Here is a 16,298-nt window from a genome sequence, read left to right as displayed (position 1 = left end):
TATAGCCCCTTTATAAATTTTTGAATGCATCGATTTGTTGTCGTGTGAAAGATTCTATATTTTCACCAGATGCATATTTTTTGTACCAATCAACAGTCCAAGCGATAGAATCATCTGTTGATAACTTAGGAGTCCAGCCGAGTTTGTTTACTGCTTTTGTACTATCGAGTGTTAAAACAGGTGATTCATAAGGAGTATTTGTAGAGGAGGAAATGATTGTTAGTGGGTTATTCCATAATTTTATTACAGATTCAATGACATCATGAACGGTTCTGTTAGGTTCATTCATTGGGCCGAAATTCCACGCTTCTGCATATTTAGCATCATTCCAAAGTTTCTTAGCTAAAAGGATATAGCCATGTAGAGGATCTAAAACATGTTGCCACGGACGGACGGCATATTTGTTTCGAATACACAAAGTATGATTGTGCAAATATGCCCGAATGATATCAGGGAATAATCGATCTTCTGCCCAATCACCACCGCCGATGACGTTACCAGCTCTGACTGAGGCGAGTTTCTGGGTATTAGTGCGGAAGAATGATTTTTGATAGGATGTTGCCACTATTTCAGCGCAAGCTTTACTAGCGCTATAAGGGTCGAAACCTCCTAGTCGGTCATTTTCCACGAACGCTCGGTCGCCACTACCGTCATTCTCATAACATTTATCGCTTGTCACATTAATAATGGCACGTACGCTTTCGACGGACTTTGCTGCTTCTAGCACGTGAACAGTACCTAAAACATTCGTTTTGAATGTATCGATAGGGTTTTTGTATGAAGCGGTTACGATTGGCTGAGCTGCTAAATGAAATATTATGTCAGGTTTATGCTGCTTCATGGCATGAAATAAAGAATGGTAATCTGTAATATTGCCTTTCATTGTCGTGCACTCTTTTGCTACGTTACCTTGTTCAAAAATGTTAGGAATGGATGGGGGATGAGAAGAAAAGCCTACTACTTCTGCACCTAAAGAACTTAAGAAAAGGGTGAGCCAGGAGCCTTTAAATCCAGTATGTCCCGTAATAAATACTTTTTTCTTATTCCAAAAAGATGATGAAGCCATATTACCAAACCTTCCACGGAGCGTTATTACTTTCCCATAGCTCGACTAATTTATTTTTATCGCGCAATGTATCCATCGGATGCCAAAAACCAGAATGTTGATATGCGGCCAATTCATTTTTATTTACTAACTGAACTAAAGAGTCTGTTTCAAAAACAGACTTATCTCCACTAATGTAATTGAAAACTTCAGGATTTAAAATGAAAAATCCACCGTTAACCCATCCGCCATCACCTAATGGTTTTTCTTGAAAAGATGTTACAGACTGTTTATCTAATATGAGAGAACCGAATCTACCAGGAGGTTGTACGGCAGTAACAGTAGCCATTTTTCCATGTTTTTTATGGAATGTAATAAGTTCTTTTATATTTACATTACTTAATCCATCACCATAAGTGAGGCAGAAAGGTTCGTCTCCGACATAATTTTGAATCTTTTTCACTCGGCCACCCGTTTCGGTATTTACACCAGTATCGATTAGTGTAACTTTCCATGGTTCTACACGATGAGAATGGGTAGTAATTGTATTATCGTTTAACTGTATTGTGAAATCAGACATGTGTAAGTTGTAATTTAGAAAGAACTCTTTAATTGCATATCCTTTATAGCCTAAGCAAATAATAAACTCAGTAATCCCGTAATGACTATACAAACTCATAATGTGCCATAGAATGGGTTTTGTTCCAATTTCAATCATAGGTTTCGGTTTTAAATGTGTTTCTTCCCCAATTCTTGTACCGTACCCACCAGCAAGAATAACAGCTTTCATTTTTTCCTCCTAAAATAAAAATTTATTATTTATACAGTATTCATGTTTTATGCAAATGAGATTGTTTTTGATTAAGTGAATGAAAATGTTTGAGGTGATGACGATGCAGAAAATATTACGGTTTGAATTTTGGAAATAATTTTTGATATTCAGGGTTATGACGGAGGTCTTGTGTTAGGTTACTAAGCTCTAAAAAACGTATGTCCAGTACTTCAGGAGATTGACCGTAATGTGTTTGAAGTCCCATTTGAACACCCCTTTTTGAAAGGGTAGGTGTAATTTGTAATTTTCTTGCCTTTGATTGTTCATTCCAAGGGCTAAAATAAAATTTTAAAATAAATGAAGGATAGTCATAAATTATATATCCGTGCCGCGAATGATGTCTACCAGGTAAATATGCACCGTCTAGATGATTGTGAATAAATCTCCAAGCACATCCGAGATTTGGGTTATAAGGGAAGACACCGTGGTATCGCTGTTCTACTAAGGGGATAGAATATCTAGGCTTTGAATAATTATAATTATGATTATCTATCATTAAAATCATTCTAATCGCATACATGTTTTGGCCTAGTGTATGAAGAGATGAAAAAAATTCTTCAGTATTATTACAACAAAAGAATTCAGTAGTATTTAAAACGATTTTCCAACCTGAAACTTCTCTTTCAATTTCCATCACTTCAATATCAGTATTAGTTGGATCAAACTCAAGAAATCTTGAATTTCGTACTTCCCAGTGGGGTGCTAATAGTTTACAAATCTCTACGGAACGATCTGTAGACCCTCTATTAATTAAAATGCCGTGATCGAATATTTTCGTGTGATGCATAAGCCACCATGGAAGTAGGTATTCTTCATTATAAAAATGAGAAATGATTGTCTTTTTCATATTAATTCCCTCCTATACAAGCAATCATTATTAGTAGGATATGCTTTTAAATAAGAAAGGTTAAAAGTGGCAGACAATGTAGTGATTAGGTAGTAGTTTAGTAATTTTATTGTATAAGTGTAGATTACTCGTATTGAATCATCATAGGAGGAGATTGGAATTTTGTATAAATTGTGAATAATAAACCGTCACGTTTGACTGTACAGTTTATGTGTTGTATGATGTAAGTAATATAAACAAGGGGGGAAGATCGTTGGGAAGGTGTATCGAATCGGACAGTTGGCTCTCATGGCTCACGTGTCGAAACGAACGATTGATTATTATACGAATCTAGGTATCTTAAAAGCGGAGCGATCTCAATCTAATTATCGCTATTACGACGAAACAGCATTTGAGACATTACAATTTATTGAGAAGTGCAAAGAAATGCATATGCCGCTTTGTGAGATTAAAGAGAAAATCGAGGAGAAGAAGAAGCTGCTCGGTATCAATGAACACGTTTCGAAACAAGTGAATGAAGTGACAGACCATATTCATCAATTAGAAGTGGAGCTTACTGAGTTAAAGCCGCTTTTAGATGGATTGACTGATTCACAACGTGAAAAAATATCGAAATCTTTATCTGGTCAAACGACAGCTTTAATACAGACACTTGCTCTATTATTATAGAGTAAGTGAAATCCGACCTCTTTAATTTTTGTATCGGGCTATGTTTTCTAACAAACAAATAAGAAAACATTATAGTATACAGGAGGTGGACACCTTAGTTTTTTAACTAAGGGGATTCATTGGAAATATTTAATTTAGTCATGGTTGCGATTTTAATCGCATTTACTGGATTTTTCGTAGCAGCAGAGTTTGCGATTGTAAAGATACGTTCAAGCCGTATCGATCAGCTTGTTGCGGAAGGAAAACGCGGTGCTTTAGCAGCGAAAAAGGTAACAACAAATTTAGATGAATATTTATCTGCTTGTCAATTAGGTATTACAGTTACAGCTATGGGATTAGGTTGGTTAGGTGAACCGACAATTGAAAAGTTATTACACCCGTTATTTGAGAAATGGAACTTAAATCCTTCTATTTCATCAGTATTAACATTTGGTCTTGCTTTTATGATTATGACGTATTTACACGTTGTAGTAGGGGAATTAGCTCCGAAAACGATGGCAATTCAAAAGGCTGAAAGGGTAACGTTATTATTGGCAGGTCCATTAATGATGTTCTATAAAGTAATGTATCCATTTATTTGGGTATTGAACGGTTCAGCTCGTGTGATAACTGGTTTATTCGGTTTAAAGCCAGCTTCAGAACATGAAGTAGCTCATACAGAAGAAGAATTACGTCTTATCCTTTCAGATAGCTATGAAAGTGGCGAAATTAATCAAGCTGAATACAAGTATGTAAATAACATTTTTGAATTTGATAATCGTATTGCAAAAGAGATTATGGTACCGCGAACAGAAATCGTTGGTTTCTACCTGGAAGATTCAGTAGAAGAACACATGAAAGTAATCCAAAATGAGCGATACACACGTTATCCGATTTTTGGAGAAGATAAAGATGATATTATCGGTATGGTCAACGTAAAAGATTTCTTTATTCGATATATGACCGAGGATCAAAAAGATTTATCATCTATTCGCTCGTATATGCGTCCGATTATTGAAGTGATGGAAACGACTCCAATTCACGATTTATTACTTCAAATGCAGAAGAAGCGAATTCCGATGGCTGTTTTATATGATGAGTACGGAGGAACAGCCGGAATTGTAACGCTTGAAGATATCTTGGAGGAAATCGTCGGCGAAATTCGTGACGAATATGATGAAGATGAGGCACCGCCAATTCAACATGTGAACGAGCAACATATCATTGTTGATGGAAAAGTGCTTATTTCAGAAGTGAAAGATTTATTTGGATTACACATCGAAGAAGATGATGTGGATACAATCGGTGGATGGATTATGATGCAAAATCATGAAATCGAAGAAGGACAACACGTTGACGCGGAAGGTTATGAATTTAAAGTGTTAGAAAAAGACGCTTACCAAATTAAACGTGTTGAAATTCGTAAGATGGAACAAGAACAAGAACAAGAAGAAGAGAAAGCAGCAACTGTGTAAGTTGCTGCTTTTCTTCTAAAAGTACAAAAAATGAGAACTTAGGAGCGGATATTTTGATTCAAGAAGCCTTACGTGTATATCGATTACAATTGTATGTGATCTTTAGTGGTTTACTACTTATGTGGACGATTACTCCGTTTGGAAAACAAGTGACAGGGTTCGGTATTGGATTAGCAGTAAGCGCCTATTGCCTTTGGTTATTAGCTCGCAGAGTGGAGAAACTCGGAAAAAGTATCGTAATGAAGGAAAAGGCTCCTGGATTAGGAGTTTTAAACCGATTTGCAGCTGCCATTTTAGGAGCTATCATCATGTATGAAATTGAGCATGAGATGGAAATGTGGGCATTCGGTACAGGTATTTTAGGTGGCCACTTTTTAATGATTGCAAATTTAGCGTATGCAAATATGCAGTTAGTGAAAGAAGAAGAGAAGCAAAGGGAACATGCTTCGAAAAACATAGAGCTATGATGAAAGGGACCTAATCGGGTTCCTTTTTTATTTTAGTAATTTGATACAAGTAAACAAATTAACGACAAATATAATACGCTTCTTTTTTGTGTTTTTCAATACTATGAAAAATAATAAAAATTTTTTAAAAAACCCATCGATTTCTAAAGGTTATGTATGTTATTATGACAAAAGACTTTTTGAAAGAGGTGGATACCAATGTTACAAGCGCTACTTATTTTTGTGCTACAAATTATTTACGTTCCAATTTTAACAATCCGTACGATTTTGCTTGTAAAGAATCAAACAAGATCCGCTGCTGGTGTTGGATTGTTAGAAGGAGCTATTTACATTGTCAGTTTAGGTATTGTGTTTCAAGATTTATCAAATTGGATGAACATCGTTGCCTATGTCATTGGCTTTAGTGCGGGACTGTTATTAGGCGGTTATATAGAGAATAAATTAGCAATTGGTTATATTACGTATCAAGTTAGTTTACTAGACCGTTGTAATGAATTAGTAGATGAGTTACGTCACTCTGGATTTGGTGTTACAGTATTTGAAGGCGAAGGTATTAATTCTATACGTTATCGCTTAGATATCGTCGCAAAGCGTTCTAGAGAGAAAGAGCTTTTAGAAATCATTAATGAAATTGCACCGAAAGCGTTTATGTCTTCGTATGAAATTCGCTCGTTTAAGGGTGGATATTTAACGAAGGCGATGAAGAAAAGAGCGTTAATGAAGAAGAAAGATGAACATGCATCGTAAAAAAGAGGAGTAGTGCTGCAGTAAAAGTGCAGTATAAGTCCAAATGTAAAAGGAGGAATCTATTTTGATGTAGATTCCTCTCTTTTTTTATGAAAAATATTGATCTGTTAATTCAAAAAAACTAAATCGTATAATTATTTTTTTTACTCATTCTCAAATTAATGATTAGCCATATAATTTGAAAAAATACCGGTATGATAAACGCAATTAATAAAACGATAAGTGATATTGATTTAATTTCAGGTGTTTGAATAACACCAGCCCCATCAACATCTCGTAGCCAAATAATAGCGGCCCATATTCCAAAAACGATAATCCAAAATATGTTACCAATCCACCAAGAAATCCATCGTTTTTTCATGTTAGCACCCCCTACATTTATCTACTGTTAAAAGTATATTTTCGTTCGTTACATTTATAATGAAACAACTTTAAAATCAGTTTTTAACTGTATATCTAACTTGTTTGAAGGTTACCATTTCTCCATCATCATTATCATCTTTCGTTTGGAAAAGTTGAACTTTTGGTTTGTAGTCTGTCCTATGAGCGTGTTCGATATCTTTAATGTTAAGCTTGTAGGATTCACCATTTTTTAGTTTTTGTTCCAACACTTTTTTATTAGCAACATAAATAAAAGTTACTTTATTTTCATCAATGCCTTTAGTTTTAATTTCTAATTCATTATCTTTTGCTGTGATCGTTGGTGTTAATAATTCCATACTGCCTTTCCCGCTTTCTAAAGAATTCTCTGCTATAGTTGAACATCCTGATAATATGATTCCAGTGAATAGAAGAACAGCTAATTTCTGTTTCATAACATCCCTCAATTCCATGTGAATTTTGATTTTGGTATTGCTAGATTACTAGTGTGGAGCGTAAATGTTTAGTTAGTACTCTTTTTATTGTACCATAATATGTAAATTAAAAAAGGCTGTATATCCAATGTAAGAGAGACTGAAAAATTTACTTATTGTTGTAAATTCGTGTGTTTTAGCTTCTATTTCAATCGAAATGTAGACAGGATAAAGAAATTTTTTATAGAAATTTCAATTTTTACATCTTAAAATAATGATAAAGCGTAGATGAATTTATTCACTTCGGAGGTAGTTATTTGAACATTAACGAGAAGGCAATTGAAATGTTTGAACAAAATAAATATGAGGAAGCAATGGAACTGTTTCAACAAGCAGTACATGAATCTAGAGACGTACAATCTCTCAATAATCTTGCTTGGATGTACTTCTATGAGGAAGAGAATGATGATAAAGCTCTTGAATTAATAAGAGAAGTTGTTAAGTTGAATCCTTCTTCATACTTTCCTTATAACATCTTAGGGGACATTTACATGAAACAAGAAAAATGGACAGAAGCGAAAGAAGTATTACAAAAATCTATTTCGATTCAACCATCGGATGAAGCATATCATAATGTAGCTGTAGCTCATTATAACCTTGGAGAGCTGGAAAAAGCTTCGGAATTTTTTTTACGAGTTGCAGGGGATTCGGACTATATCATGTATAGCTATGTAAAATGTTTAATTGATTTAGAACGAACGACAGAAGCAAAAGAGAAGTTAGATACTTTTAACAGGGAATCTGATAATTTTTTAGGGGAAATTAATGTAGCAGATTTATATGTTGAATTGAATTGCTATAAAGAAGCAATTGAATGGTTCGAAAAGGGATATAAAGAATGCTGGAAAAGTCCTAATTGGATTGGTAGATTTGTGTATGCTCTATATAAAACGAATAATTTCTCCCGTATAAATGAAGTTATACGGGAATCTATCGAAGTGAAAACAGCAGAAATAGAAGATGTTCAGAGTGAAGAAGTAGAAGAAAACTGGACAGAAAATGATAAGAAAGAGTTAATTGAGGAATATACAGAAGAGAATAATTGTTATAAAACAATGGTAGAACGTATCAAATCTGGATACGTTCCAGGATTAGAGTTTGAAACTGATCATATAGGGGCTTGCTATTTATTTGGTTGTAAAAGACATAATCACCTTGAATATGAAAAATAAAAAGATTCGACTGTCACATATGATGGTCGAATCTTTTTCGTTATAGGTCGCTTGTATTACATAGGTGTATATCCTCTTTAGAGGCCACTTTTTTTATATTCAAAATATGTAGTGAAATAAAACCAATAAGTCCTATTCCGCCAAAAATAAGCCATGGTGTATACATTCTGCTTAAGTTGGATGTAAAAGATGTACCGGTATAATTACCAATGATAAAACCAAATGCGAGTGATAGTTGATAAAATCCGAAGAAAGTGGCTGTATATGATTCATTACTGTAATTTGCAATAGCAATATCAGCGTTAGGTAATACGAGTGTTTCACCGATTGTAAATAAAATTACACAAATAAAGAGCCAATATGGGTGTTGAAATAAAGGAATGAGTAAAAAGGAAATACTCATTAATAAAACACCGTATTTAATAATCGAAAGTGTGTTGTATTTGTGGAATAATTTTCGGAATAATACCATAAATATGACGCCTGTTATCGCATTTATCGTAATAACGAGTGTAGCAAGTTGATTGCTATTACTAATGTTTTTCATATGAAGTGGAAGTGCGACAGTAAGCTGAGTAAACATAATATAGAAGAAAATCATGATAAAGGAAAACAGAAGGAAAGATTTGTTTTGTAAGATGACCTGTATTCCTAATGTAATAGACGTGTTTTCAGTAGTGACTTGGAAGTGATTTTTAAGTAAGTAAAAAATAAAAGCAAATAACAGCATAAGAGATCCTGTTAGAGAGAAAGCGTAGAGTGGATCGAGTAAGAGTAAGAATCCTCCTGCAATTGGTCCGATTATTGCACCGCAATTAAAGCTAAGGTTTAAATATGTAAATAAATTTTTTCTCAAATGAGCTGGCTGTGAGCCAAATATAGCGCGAGCGGCAGGTTCGTAAAATGCAGTTCCGAAGCCAATAAGTGCAGAAGAAATAGAAATTGTATAGAAATCAGAGCATATTCCTAAAGCGATAAATCCGACTCCTCTTAAAAATAATCCGGATATCATCATAATGATATAGCCTATTTTGTCAGCAATTAACCCTGAGAATAATGGGATAACTCGTGATGTAATTGTCATAATCGTCAACACTGTTCCTACTTGGACAGCAGAAAAATGAAGAAAGGTTAATAGATAAATAGCTAAAAATGCGTATACTGCAAAATACCCAAAAGACATAAAAAATGAAGAAATAAGCATGAAACGTATCGGTGTTGAGAAACCTTTCATAGAAATCCTCCTAATTATGTAACCAGTAAAATTATTTGATGGTTAACTATTTTATACTATAATTATACATAAAGTCAGAAAAAAGTAAATTTTAAGAAGAAGGTGGATCGAATTGAATCAAAACGCTCCAAATGAACTAGAATATATTCGGGAATTTTTAAATACATGGAGAATACCAAACGATACGAGAGAGCCAATTGATTTGCTGCAAACAAAAGAAGATATAAAGCTCTTTATGAAAGAATATTTTGATGAAGAGTTTCCATTTCATACGATAGAGGAATTAAGAGGTTTTCGAGAAGATATTCGGATGACAATTGAAGGCGAAGGATCATTACAAAAATGGTTAGAGAAATACCCATTTCATGTACATATAAAGGATGATATGAAAGGTATTACATATGAACCAGTATATGAAGAGAATGTGTATACAAAAGTGTTAAGCATTGTGTTAATGTCAATTCAAGAAAATGTGTGGGGAAGGTTAAAAGCATGTCCAGATTGTCGCTGGGTATTTTATGATTATTCGCGAAATGGAAGTAAAAGATGGTGCGGTATGTATGCTGGAGAAGAAGGAGGAAGAGCATGCGGTACGATTGCGAAAGTGAAAAACTACCGGGCGAAGAGAAAAGGGCGATCTGGTTATGATATGTAAGTAATATTAGAGAAAGAAAAATGGATGGGGGAATGAATAATATGAAAGGCACACAAATGCTAGCTACAAATAAAAAGTGTTGGGATACAGTTGCACCTTATTTCTTTCAAGTGGATTGTTTACCTAAATATGGTCCGTATACAGCGTCTGAAGATGAGATTCAATCAGAAATAAAAAAGTTCTTGATATTGGGGATGCGGAAGTGGACATTCATTGCAATATATGGGGGCTTGATCTTTCAAGTGCACAAATTGAAGTGGCGAATGAAACGTTAAAGAGTTGGAATCCAAAGTTAGTATGCGGAGAAATGGAAGAGGAATTGAATATTCCGAAAGGGTATTTTGATATTGTATATTCTATTTATGCATTAAATTGGACTTCGGATTTAAGAAAAACGTTGGAATTGATTTATTCGTATGTAAAGCCAGGAGGAAGTTTTATTTTTAGCTGGGAGCATCCCATATATTCAAACTTACAGTATGGTACAGAAGAAGTTGCTATAAAGTCTTCTTATCATGAGGAAACGCCCATTACGTTTGAAACATTTAAAGGAGAAAATGTACAAGCGACATTATATAAGAGAAAAATAAGTACATACATAAATGAGTTAAATAGTGCGGGATTTAAAATTGAGAGAATAGAAGAGCCTGAACCATCAAGCTCGTTTGATGGAGAACTAGCTGAGCCGTCTACGAAGTATTATTCTTTATATAAAGCTAGAATGGTGCCGACTACTTTTATTATTAAAGCTAGAAAGTAAAGTGTTTTTATAAAAGAAGCCTATGATTTCAAATAGATGAAATGATAGGCTTCTTTATTTTAAAAAAATGAGGTCAAAGGTGTACTTTTCTTATAAAAATGCATTTCATATAAAAGGTGTAATATTTCCAATGGGATGCAAATGGTGGGAATGAGACAGTATCTGTTAGATTGCTATTAAATGGAACGCAACTAACAGGGAGTTTTATACAAAACGTAACGACATCAACTGTAGTAATCGAACCAGCCATTTCAAATACACTTCTTGTGAATGTGACGAGTGCCAATTCAACATTAATATTACAAAATGGCCCGTTAGGTGTAGGGCATGTGACTACTATAGCAGGTGCGATTACAGCAAGCTTAAATGTAGTGAGAATTTTATAAAGAATATAAAAAACACAAGGAATGTCTTTGTAAGACACACCTTGTGTTTTTTAATATTAAATAAACATTTTCTTTATCTTTTCGGTTGAAAAATATGCTGAAAGAAGTATTTGTGATGTAAGTTATCTACAACCTTATTTGCTTGATATGTGCGTTGTTTTTCAATTCGAAGTCTTTGCTCCATCATTTTAATTGCGTGATCAGATAAACGTAACATAATACATTCTCCTTTTCTATAAATATAGGTGACTATTTGATATCGATCCCATATTTATAATTAAGGAGGCAAAATGTGTAACATAGGCAAAAAGCACCTTCCTCTCCCATTACGCTTACGAGGTTAGCTGTCGGACTCGGGAAGTGAGAGTTTCCCTACTTAAAAAAGATTCGCCCCAAGTAGCATAGCTACAAAAATGGTTCCCCCGCTCCAAAATTTGGACTCAGCAAAAGGTTTTATAAAGTAAAAAATAACATAAAGGAGCGAACAAGTCAAATTATTTTGTGTATTCTGTCTTTTTTAATTGCGTAAGAATCATACCGTCAGGAAGTATTGTATCTGATACTGTAATGAATCCGTGTTTTTTATATAAAGTAATAGCAGGGGTATTCGCTTTACCTGTTTGTACAATGTATGTCATTGAAGAGGGAAACATGTTAAATATATAAATTAGGAGTTTCGTTGCGATTCCTTTTTGAAAAAAATCGGGGGATACAACTAACCTGTGGATATCGATTAGTTTTTCTTCTTGTACAAAAGAAATAAAACCGACAAGTTTATTTTCAGAAAAATATCCATAGAATGTTTCAACACAACTTTGAATATCGTTTACAGTATCATATAAACGAGGTATGGCAGTGCTATTTAAGTAGTCTGCTTCAACTTTATAAGCTGGAATTTGAACCTGTAAAATGGATGTTGCTACTTCAAAAGAACTGGAATTTAACTTAAGAATCATAGATAATGAAGCCTCCTTTAAATATGGTATATGAATATAATTGCTTTATGGGTGAGTTTGACAATATTTTTCTTTTTTGCATATAATATATGTATCTCCATATGTAAAATAGTAGTAAATATATTTCTATAGTGAAATATGATTAGCAATGATAAATACATATGTTTGTATTAAATCATACAAACTATAATAGAAATGGAGGGCTAAAAATGGGATGGATTATCACATTAATAGTTGGTGCTATTATAGGTGCAATTGCTAGTTCTATAACGGGTAAAAATTTCCCGGGTGGTATGTTCGGAAATATTATCGCAGGTTTATTAGGTGCTTCGTTAGGTGGTAGATTATTTGGATCCTTTGGGCCATCATTTGGTGGGATTCATGTCGTGCCAGCATTATTAGGTGCAATCGTGTTAATTTTTATTGTATCATTTGTAGTGAAAGCTGCAAAGAAATAGATATATAGATTATGATGAAGAGCCCTGAATAAGGGCTTTTCATCATTCGAAGAGGTGGTTTCATTGGAGAAAATAAATATAAGAAAAAGAGATAAGTTAAGAAAGTTTTTTAGAGAACAAAATTATTTGGCGGTATTACTTGGATTTGCGTTATTGTTCATTAATATTTTATTGCTAACAAAAATATCATTTGTTTTTACACCGTTTATCGTATTTTTAAAAACAATTTTCTTCCCAGTACTATTAGCAGGCGTACTATTCTATATTTTACATCCATTCGTTTCGCTTTTAGAAAAGAAAGGTGTTTCAAGAATCGTATCGATAGCTTCTATATATTTAATCGTACTAGGATTATTTGTATTTTTAGTTGTAACGGTTATCCCTATTATTAAAGATCAAATTGATGCATTAATTGATAACTTACCGTATTTTGGCCATGAGATTGAACAAGCAGCACGTAGATTCGGGGAAAGTAATTTACTCGGTAAAATTCAGGAGAATTTAAATATTAATGTTGCGAATATGGTAAAAGACTATACAGTTGATTTTACAAAGTCATTATCATCAGTAACTGGGAATGTAACTGGATTTTTGAGTACTATTACAGAGGTTGTTTTAACATTTGTAATGGTTCCATTTATATTGTTCTATCTTTTAAAAGATGGCGAACAATTGCCGAATCACTTCTTAAAGTTTATTTCAGAGCAAAGACAACCAGCAGCAATGAGAATACTAGATGATATGCATTATGCAATTAGCTCATATATTAGAGGGCAAATTATCGTTAGCTTGTTTATCGGTATTATGCTATTAATTGGTTACCTTATTATCGGTATTAAATATGCGGTACTACTTGCAATTTTAGCGATGATTGTAAATATCGTTCCGTACGTAGGACCAATTATCGCCATTACACCAGCGTTAATTATCGCATTTATCGACTCGCCAGCAATGGTGTTAAAAGTAATTATCGTTATGATGGTTGTACAATTAGCAGAAGGTAAATTTATTTCTCCGCAAGTTATGGGGAAAAAGTTAGACATTCATCCGATTACTATCATCTTTATCATTTTAACTGCCGGAAACTTATTCGGGATTATGGGCATTATTTTAGCCATTCCAGGATATGCGATATTGAAAGTATTAGTTACGCACGGTTATAGATTTGTTAAGTTGAATACGTGAAAAAAGCGCTAAAACAGTATTATCTGTTTTAGCGCTTTTTTATTAACAATTCATTTGCATATTGGCGTGCCCATTGATCCGCCTCTAATATAGCATCTAGTGAAGGATCTTTTACGTTATGATGAGCTTCAACTGTTTTGTAAATTGTTTTTTCAATATCGAAAAAGGCAATTTCATTTTTTAAGAATAGTGCATTCGCAATTTCATTTGCTGCATTTAATACAGCGGGAGTAGTACCACCGATTTTGCCACATTCATATGCGTATTGTAGACAAGGGAACTTCTCTAAATTTGGTTTTTCAAAATGTAAACTACCGATTTCTAATAAATTTAGTTTTTCATAGGAAGAAGGTAGCCGAGTAGGATAGTGAAACGCATATTGAATCGGCATTCTCATATCAGGAGCACCGAGCTGTGCCATAACTGATCCATCAATAAATTCTACTAAAGAATGAATGATACTTTCTTTATGAATCATTACATCAATTTTTTCATATGGAATATCAAATAGCCATCTCGCTTCCATTACTTCGAACCCTTTATTCATTAATGTGGCAGAATCAATCGTTAGTTTTGCGCCCATTAACCAGTTTGGGTGCTTTAAAGCATCTTTTGCTTGTAATGTTTGCATTTCATCACGTGTTTTATCACGGAATGCACCGCCAGAAGCTGTAACGATTAATTTCTCAATTTCTTTATTATTTTCTCCGTTTAAACATTGGAAAATAGCTGAATGTTCGCTATCTACTGGAATTAAGCGACATCCGTTTTGTTTCGCTAGTTCAGTTACGATATGTCCAGCTGCAACTAACGTTTCTTTATTAGCGATGGCAATATCTTTCTTCGCCTTTAATGCTTCAATCGTTGGAAGTAGTCCGGAAACTCCGACAACAGAACTTAATACAAGATTTGAATCAGGGTGAGTAGCTACCGCAATTAAGCCATCAGTTCCGTATGTGATTTTTGTATTCGCTGAAATACGCGTACGAAGCGTGTCTGCTAAGTCTTTTGTTGCAACGCTTACAATACGAGGTTGAAACGTTTTGATTTGTTGCTCAAGAAGATCGATATTATAATTTGCGCTTAAACCGACGATTTTGAAATGTTCAGGATGAGCTGAAACGACATCTAATGCAGATGTGCCGATGGATCCTGTGGAGCCTAAAATGGATATATATTTTACCATGAAAAAACCTCCAAAGTTGTTTCGAATATTTCTGCAAACCTATATAACATTAGACAATTGAAGTGAAAATTCCTGCTATATAAAATAGAAAATTCGGGTTTGTTTGGAAGTGAAATGTGATAAACTGTAAAAAATAACGAAAAAGCAATGAAAGAGAAGAGTACATATTCGAAACTTTTCAGAGAGCTGATATGTGGTGAGAATCAGTAAGGGATGAATATGGAATGGACTCTGGAGCTTCTAACTGAAATGAGTAGGTTAAAGACGGTTACTTCACGTTATTGAAGTATGAAGTGAGCTAATGATAGCTAATTAAGGTGGTACCGCGGGAGTCTCTCGTCCTTTTTTAAGGATGAGGGGCTCTTTTTATTTTGAGAAAGGAGGAGTTAGTGTGAGTGAAAAAATAATGTTAACAGGAATTAAGCCGACAGGTTATCCGCATTTAGGAAATTATATTGGCGCGATTAAACCTGCATTACAAATGTCAAAGAATAATGAAGGAAAAGCATTGTACTTTATAGCTGATTATCATGCATTAAATGCTGTGCATGATTCAGAAAAGTTCAGCAGTTATACGAAAGAGGTAGCAGCTACTTGGTTATCACTTGGACTTGGAGAAGATGTTATTTTTTATCGACAAACAGAAGTGCCGGAGATTCTAGAATTAGCTTGGATTTTAGCTTGCCTAACGCCGAAAGGTCTTATGAACCGTGCTCATGCGTATAAAGCGAAGGTGGAGCAAAATAAAGAAGCAGGGTTAGAGGTCGATGCGGGAGTGAACATGGGGTTATATACGTACCCGATCTTAATGGCAGCTGACATATTATTATTTCAAGCTACCCATGTACCAGTTGGAAAAGACCAAATTCAGCATATTGAAATCGCACGTGATATTGCGACGTATTTTAATCATACATTTGGCACGACATTTACACTTCCGGAGTATGTCATACAAGAAGAAGGAGCTATTTTACCTGGTCTTGATGGAAGGAAAATGAGTAAAAGTTACGGAAATGTAATCCCATTATTTGCAGAGCAAGAAAAACTACGAAAATTAATATTTAAAATCAAAACAGATTCTTCACTTCCAAATGAACCGAAAGAACTAGAAACCTTATTTACAATTTATAAAGAATTTGCGACAGAAGACGAAGTACAGTCATTACGTGAAAAATATGAGACTGGAATCGGATGGGGCGATGTGAAAAAAGAGTTGTTTCGCGTTGTAGATCGTGAGTTAGCTGGACCTCGTGAAAAGTACGCAATGTATATGAATGAGCCGAATTTATTATATGAGGCGTTAGAAAACGGTGCTGAGAAGGCACGCGCTATTGCAAAGGTAAATTTAGCGGAAATTAAAAAACGGATTGGATTTGAGAGGGAACGTTAAG

General features: G+C 34.2%; 18 protein-coding genes, 2 pseudogenes, 1 riboswitch and 1 other annotated feature. Of the genes and pseudogenes, 11 read left to right on the top strand and 9 right to left on the bottom strand.

Annotated elements, in window-relative coordinates; genetic code table 11:
• Positions 1–10: 10 nt before the first annotated feature.
• The 3 genes from rfbG to HFD78_RS13580 form a co-directional block, all read right to left on the bottom strand.
• Positions 11–1,066 (bottom strand): CDP-glucose 4,6-dehydratase, encoded by a 1,056-nt coding sequence (gene rfbG, locus HFD78_RS13590; protein ID WP_000168664.1) that lies wholly within the window; start codon positions 1,064–1,066, stop codon positions 11–13.
• A 1-nt stretch (position 1,067) separates the two neighbouring features.
• On the bottom strand, positions 1,068–1,835 hold the full coding sequence (gene rfbF / locus HFD78_RS13585) for a glucose-1-phosphate cytidylyltransferase (protein WP_000648809.1): 768 nt from the start codon (positions 1,833–1,835) through the stop codon (positions 1,068–1,070).
• A gap of 115 nt (positions 1,836–1,950) precedes the next feature.
• Positions 1,951–2,724, bottom strand: a complete 774-nt coding sequence (locus HFD78_RS13580) for a glycosyltransferase family 2 protein (RefSeq protein ID WP_000750974.1) — start codon at positions 2,722–2,724, stop codon at positions 1,951–1,953.
• Positions 2,725–2,985: 261 nt separating this feature from the next.
• Between HFD78_RS13580 and HFD78_RS13575 the strand changes: the two genes are divergently transcribed.
• The 4 genes from HFD78_RS13575 (at position 2,986) to HFD78_RS13560 (ending at position 6,061) form a co-directional block, all read left to right on the top strand.
• Positions 2,986–3,393, top strand: coding sequence for a MerR family transcriptional regulator (locus tag HFD78_RS13575; protein ID WP_000285635.1), 408 nt, complete (start codon positions 2,986–2,988; stop codon positions 3,391–3,393).
• A gap of 119 nt (positions 3,394–3,512) precedes the next feature.
• The gene (locus tag HFD78_RS13570) at positions 3,513–4,847 is read left to right on the top strand and encodes a hemolysin family protein (protein WP_098683244.1); all 1,335 of its coding nucleotides are present in this window, start codon (positions 3,513–3,515) and stop codon (positions 4,845–4,847) included.
• Positions 4,848–4,900: 53 nt separating this feature from the next.
• Positions 4,901–5,314 carry an ATP synthase subunit I gene (locus HFD78_RS13565; RefSeq protein ID WP_000613876.1) on the top strand — a complete coding sequence of 138 codons (414 nt, stop codon included), beginning with the start codon at positions 4,901–4,903 and terminating at the stop codon, positions 5,312–5,314.
• Between the two features lie 198 nt (positions 5,315–5,512).
• A complete protein-coding gene (locus HFD78_RS13560) occupies positions 5,513–6,061 on the top strand; it encodes a DUF2179 domain-containing protein (RefSeq protein WP_000938438.1) in 549 nt (182 codons plus the stop codon).
• Between the two features lie 121 nt (positions 6,062–6,182).
• Here HFD78_RS13560 and HFD78_RS13555 read toward each other — a convergent pair whose 3' ends face one another.
• Together HFD78_RS13555 and HFD78_RS13550 are read right to left on the bottom strand one after the other, a co-directional pair.
• Entirely contained in the window at positions 6,183–6,422 is a 240-nt protein-coding gene (locus tag HFD78_RS13555) for a DUF3923 family protein (RefSeq protein ID WP_000747679.1), read from the bottom strand.
• A 76-nt stretch (positions 6,423–6,498) separates the two neighbouring features.
• Entirely contained in the window at positions 6,499–6,894 is a 396-nt protein-coding gene (locus HFD78_RS13550; RefSeq protein WP_002024430.1) for a hypothetical protein, read from the bottom strand.
• Between the two features lie 278 nt (positions 6,895–7,172).
• Between HFD78_RS13550 and HFD78_RS13545 the strand changes: the two genes are divergently transcribed.
• Positions 7,173–8,087 carry a tetratricopeptide repeat protein gene (locus HFD78_RS13545; protein ID WP_001024466.1) on the top strand — a complete coding sequence of 305 codons (915 nt, stop codon included), beginning with the start codon at positions 7,173–7,175 and terminating at the stop codon, positions 8,085–8,087.
• 40 nt (positions 8,088–8,127) lie between these two features.
• Here HFD78_RS13545 and HFD78_RS13540 read toward each other — a convergent pair whose 3' ends face one another.
• The gene (locus HFD78_RS13540) at positions 8,128–9,321 is read right to left on the bottom strand and encodes an MDR family MFS transporter (RefSeq protein ID WP_000675761.1); all 1,194 of its coding nucleotides are present in this window, start codon (positions 9,319–9,321) and stop codon (positions 8,128–8,130) included.
• 112 nt (positions 9,322–9,433) lie between these two features.
• Between HFD78_RS13540 and HFD78_RS13535 the strand changes: the two genes are divergently transcribed.
• The 3 genes and pseudogenes from HFD78_RS13535 to HFD78_RS13525 all read left to right on the top strand — a co-directional run.
• Positions 9,434–9,976, top strand: coding sequence for a CGNR zinc finger domain-containing protein (locus HFD78_RS13535; RefSeq protein WP_001072946.1), 543 nt, complete (start codon positions 9,434–9,436; stop codon positions 9,974–9,976).
• A 41-nt stretch (positions 9,977–10,017) separates the two neighbouring features.
• Positions 10,018–10,736: pseudogene (locus HFD78_RS13530) on the top strand (class I SAM-dependent methyltransferase).
• Positions 10,737–10,858: 122 nt separating this feature from the next.
• A pseudogene (locus HFD78_RS13525) lies at positions 10,859–11,122 on the top strand (collagen-like protein); the annotation flags it as partial.
• A 73-nt stretch (positions 11,123–11,195) separates the two neighbouring features.
• Here the strand turns inward: HFD78_RS13525 and HFD78_RS13520 are convergent.
• Together HFD78_RS13520 and HFD78_RS13515 are read right to left on the bottom strand one after the other, a co-directional pair.
• Complete coding sequence (locus HFD78_RS13520; RefSeq protein WP_000945243.1) at positions 11,196–11,339, bottom strand: hypothetical protein; 144 nt, start codon at positions 11,337–11,339, stop codon at positions 11,196–11,198.
• A 96-nt stretch (positions 11,340–11,435) separates the two neighbouring features.
• A riboswitch (cyclic di-AMP (ydaO/yuaA leader) is annotated at positions 11,436–11,578 on the bottom strand.
• A gap of 38 nt (positions 11,579–11,616) precedes the next feature.
• Positions 11,617–12,078 (bottom strand): GNAT family N-acetyltransferase, encoded by a 462-nt coding sequence (locus HFD78_RS13515; RefSeq protein ID WP_000601225.1) that lies wholly within the window; start codon positions 12,076–12,078, stop codon positions 11,617–11,619.
• A 209-nt stretch (positions 12,079–12,287) separates the two neighbouring features.
• On the opposite strand from HFD78_RS13515, the gene HFD78_RS13510 reads away from it, so the two are divergent.
• A complete protein-coding gene (locus HFD78_RS13510) occupies positions 12,288–12,536 on the top strand; it encodes a GlsB/YeaQ/YmgE family stress response membrane protein (RefSeq protein ID WP_000539730.1) in 249 nt (82 codons plus the stop codon).
• A 63-nt stretch (positions 12,537–12,599) separates the two neighbouring features.
• On the top strand, positions 12,600–13,721 hold the full coding sequence (locus HFD78_RS13505) for an AI-2E family transporter (RefSeq protein WP_000411480.1): 1,122 nt from the start codon (positions 12,600–12,602) through the stop codon (positions 13,719–13,721).
• A gap of 28 nt (positions 13,722–13,749) precedes the next feature.
• Here HFD78_RS13505 and HFD78_RS13500 read toward each other — a convergent pair whose 3' ends face one another.
• Entirely contained in the window at positions 13,750–14,907 is a 1,158-nt protein-coding gene (locus HFD78_RS13500) for a 1-deoxy-D-xylulose-5-phosphate reductoisomerase (RefSeq protein ID WP_000241774.1), read from the bottom strand.
• A gap of 138 nt (positions 14,908–15,045) precedes the next feature.
• Positions 15,046–15,254 (top strand) — a binding site (T-box leader).
• A gap of 44 nt (positions 15,255–15,298) precedes the next feature.
• Between HFD78_RS13500 and HFD78_RS13495 the strand changes: the two genes are divergently transcribed.
• Positions 15,299–16,297: a tryptophan--tRNA ligase gene (locus HFD78_RS13495; protein WP_001290889.1), complete on the top strand. Its 999-nt coding sequence runs from the start codon at positions 15,299–15,301 to the stop codon at positions 16,295–16,297.
• Position 16,298 lies beyond the last annotated feature (1 nt).

It is taken from the genome of Bacillus sp. EKM501B, from assembly GCF_011800505.1.
GTDB classification, from domain to species: domain Bacteria; phylum Bacillota; class Bacilli; order Bacillales; family Bacillaceae_G; genus Bacillus_A; species Bacillus_A cereus.
Note: the sequence above shows the minus strand (reverse complement) of the source record. Positions and strands in the feature narration are given on the sequence as shown.

Excerpts from the sequence above, each read along its gene's own strand:
- HFD78_RS13550 (WP_002024430.1), bottom strand. The coding sequence starts at position 6,894 with ATGGAATTGAGGGATGTTATGAAACAGAAATTAGCTGTTCTTCTATTC.
- HFD78_RS13520 (WP_000945243.1), bottom strand. The coding sequence starts at position 11,339 with ATGTTACGTTTATCTGATCACGCAATTAAAATGATGGAGCAAAGACTT.
- rfbF (WP_000648809.1), bottom strand. The coding sequence starts at position 1,835 with ATGAAAGCTGTTATTCTTGCTGGTGGGTACGGTACAAGAATTGGGGAA.
- HFD78_RS13510 (WP_000539730.1), top strand. The coding sequence starts at position 12,288 with ATGGGATGGATTATCACATTAATAGTTGGTGCTATTATAGGTGCAATT.
- HFD78_RS13515 (WP_000601225.1), bottom strand. The coding sequence starts at position 12,078 with ATGATTCTTAAGTTAAATTCCAGTTCTTTTGAAGTAGCAACATCCATT.
- HFD78_RS13500 (WP_000241774.1), bottom strand. The coding sequence starts at position 14,907 with ATGGTAAAATATATATCCATTTTAGGCTCCACAGGATCCATCGGCACA.
- HFD78_RS13580 (WP_000750974.1), bottom strand. The coding sequence starts at position 2,724 with ATGAAAAAGACAATCATTTCTCATTTTTATAATGAAGAATACCTACTT.
- HFD78_RS13560 (WP_000938438.1), top strand. The coding sequence starts at position 5,513 with ATGTTACAAGCGCTACTTATTTTTGTGCTACAAATTATTTACGTTCCA.
- HFD78_RS13555 (WP_000747679.1), bottom strand. The coding sequence starts at position 6,422 with ATGAAAAAACGATGGATTTCTTGGTGGATTGGTAACATATTTTGGATT.
- rfbG (WP_000168664.1), bottom strand. The coding sequence starts at position 1,066 with ATGGCTTCATCATCTTTTTGGAATAAGAAAAAAGTATTTATTACGGGA.
- HFD78_RS13540 (WP_000675761.1), bottom strand. The coding sequence starts at position 9,321 with ATGAAAGGTTTCTCAACACCGATACGTTTCATGCTTATTTCTTCATTT.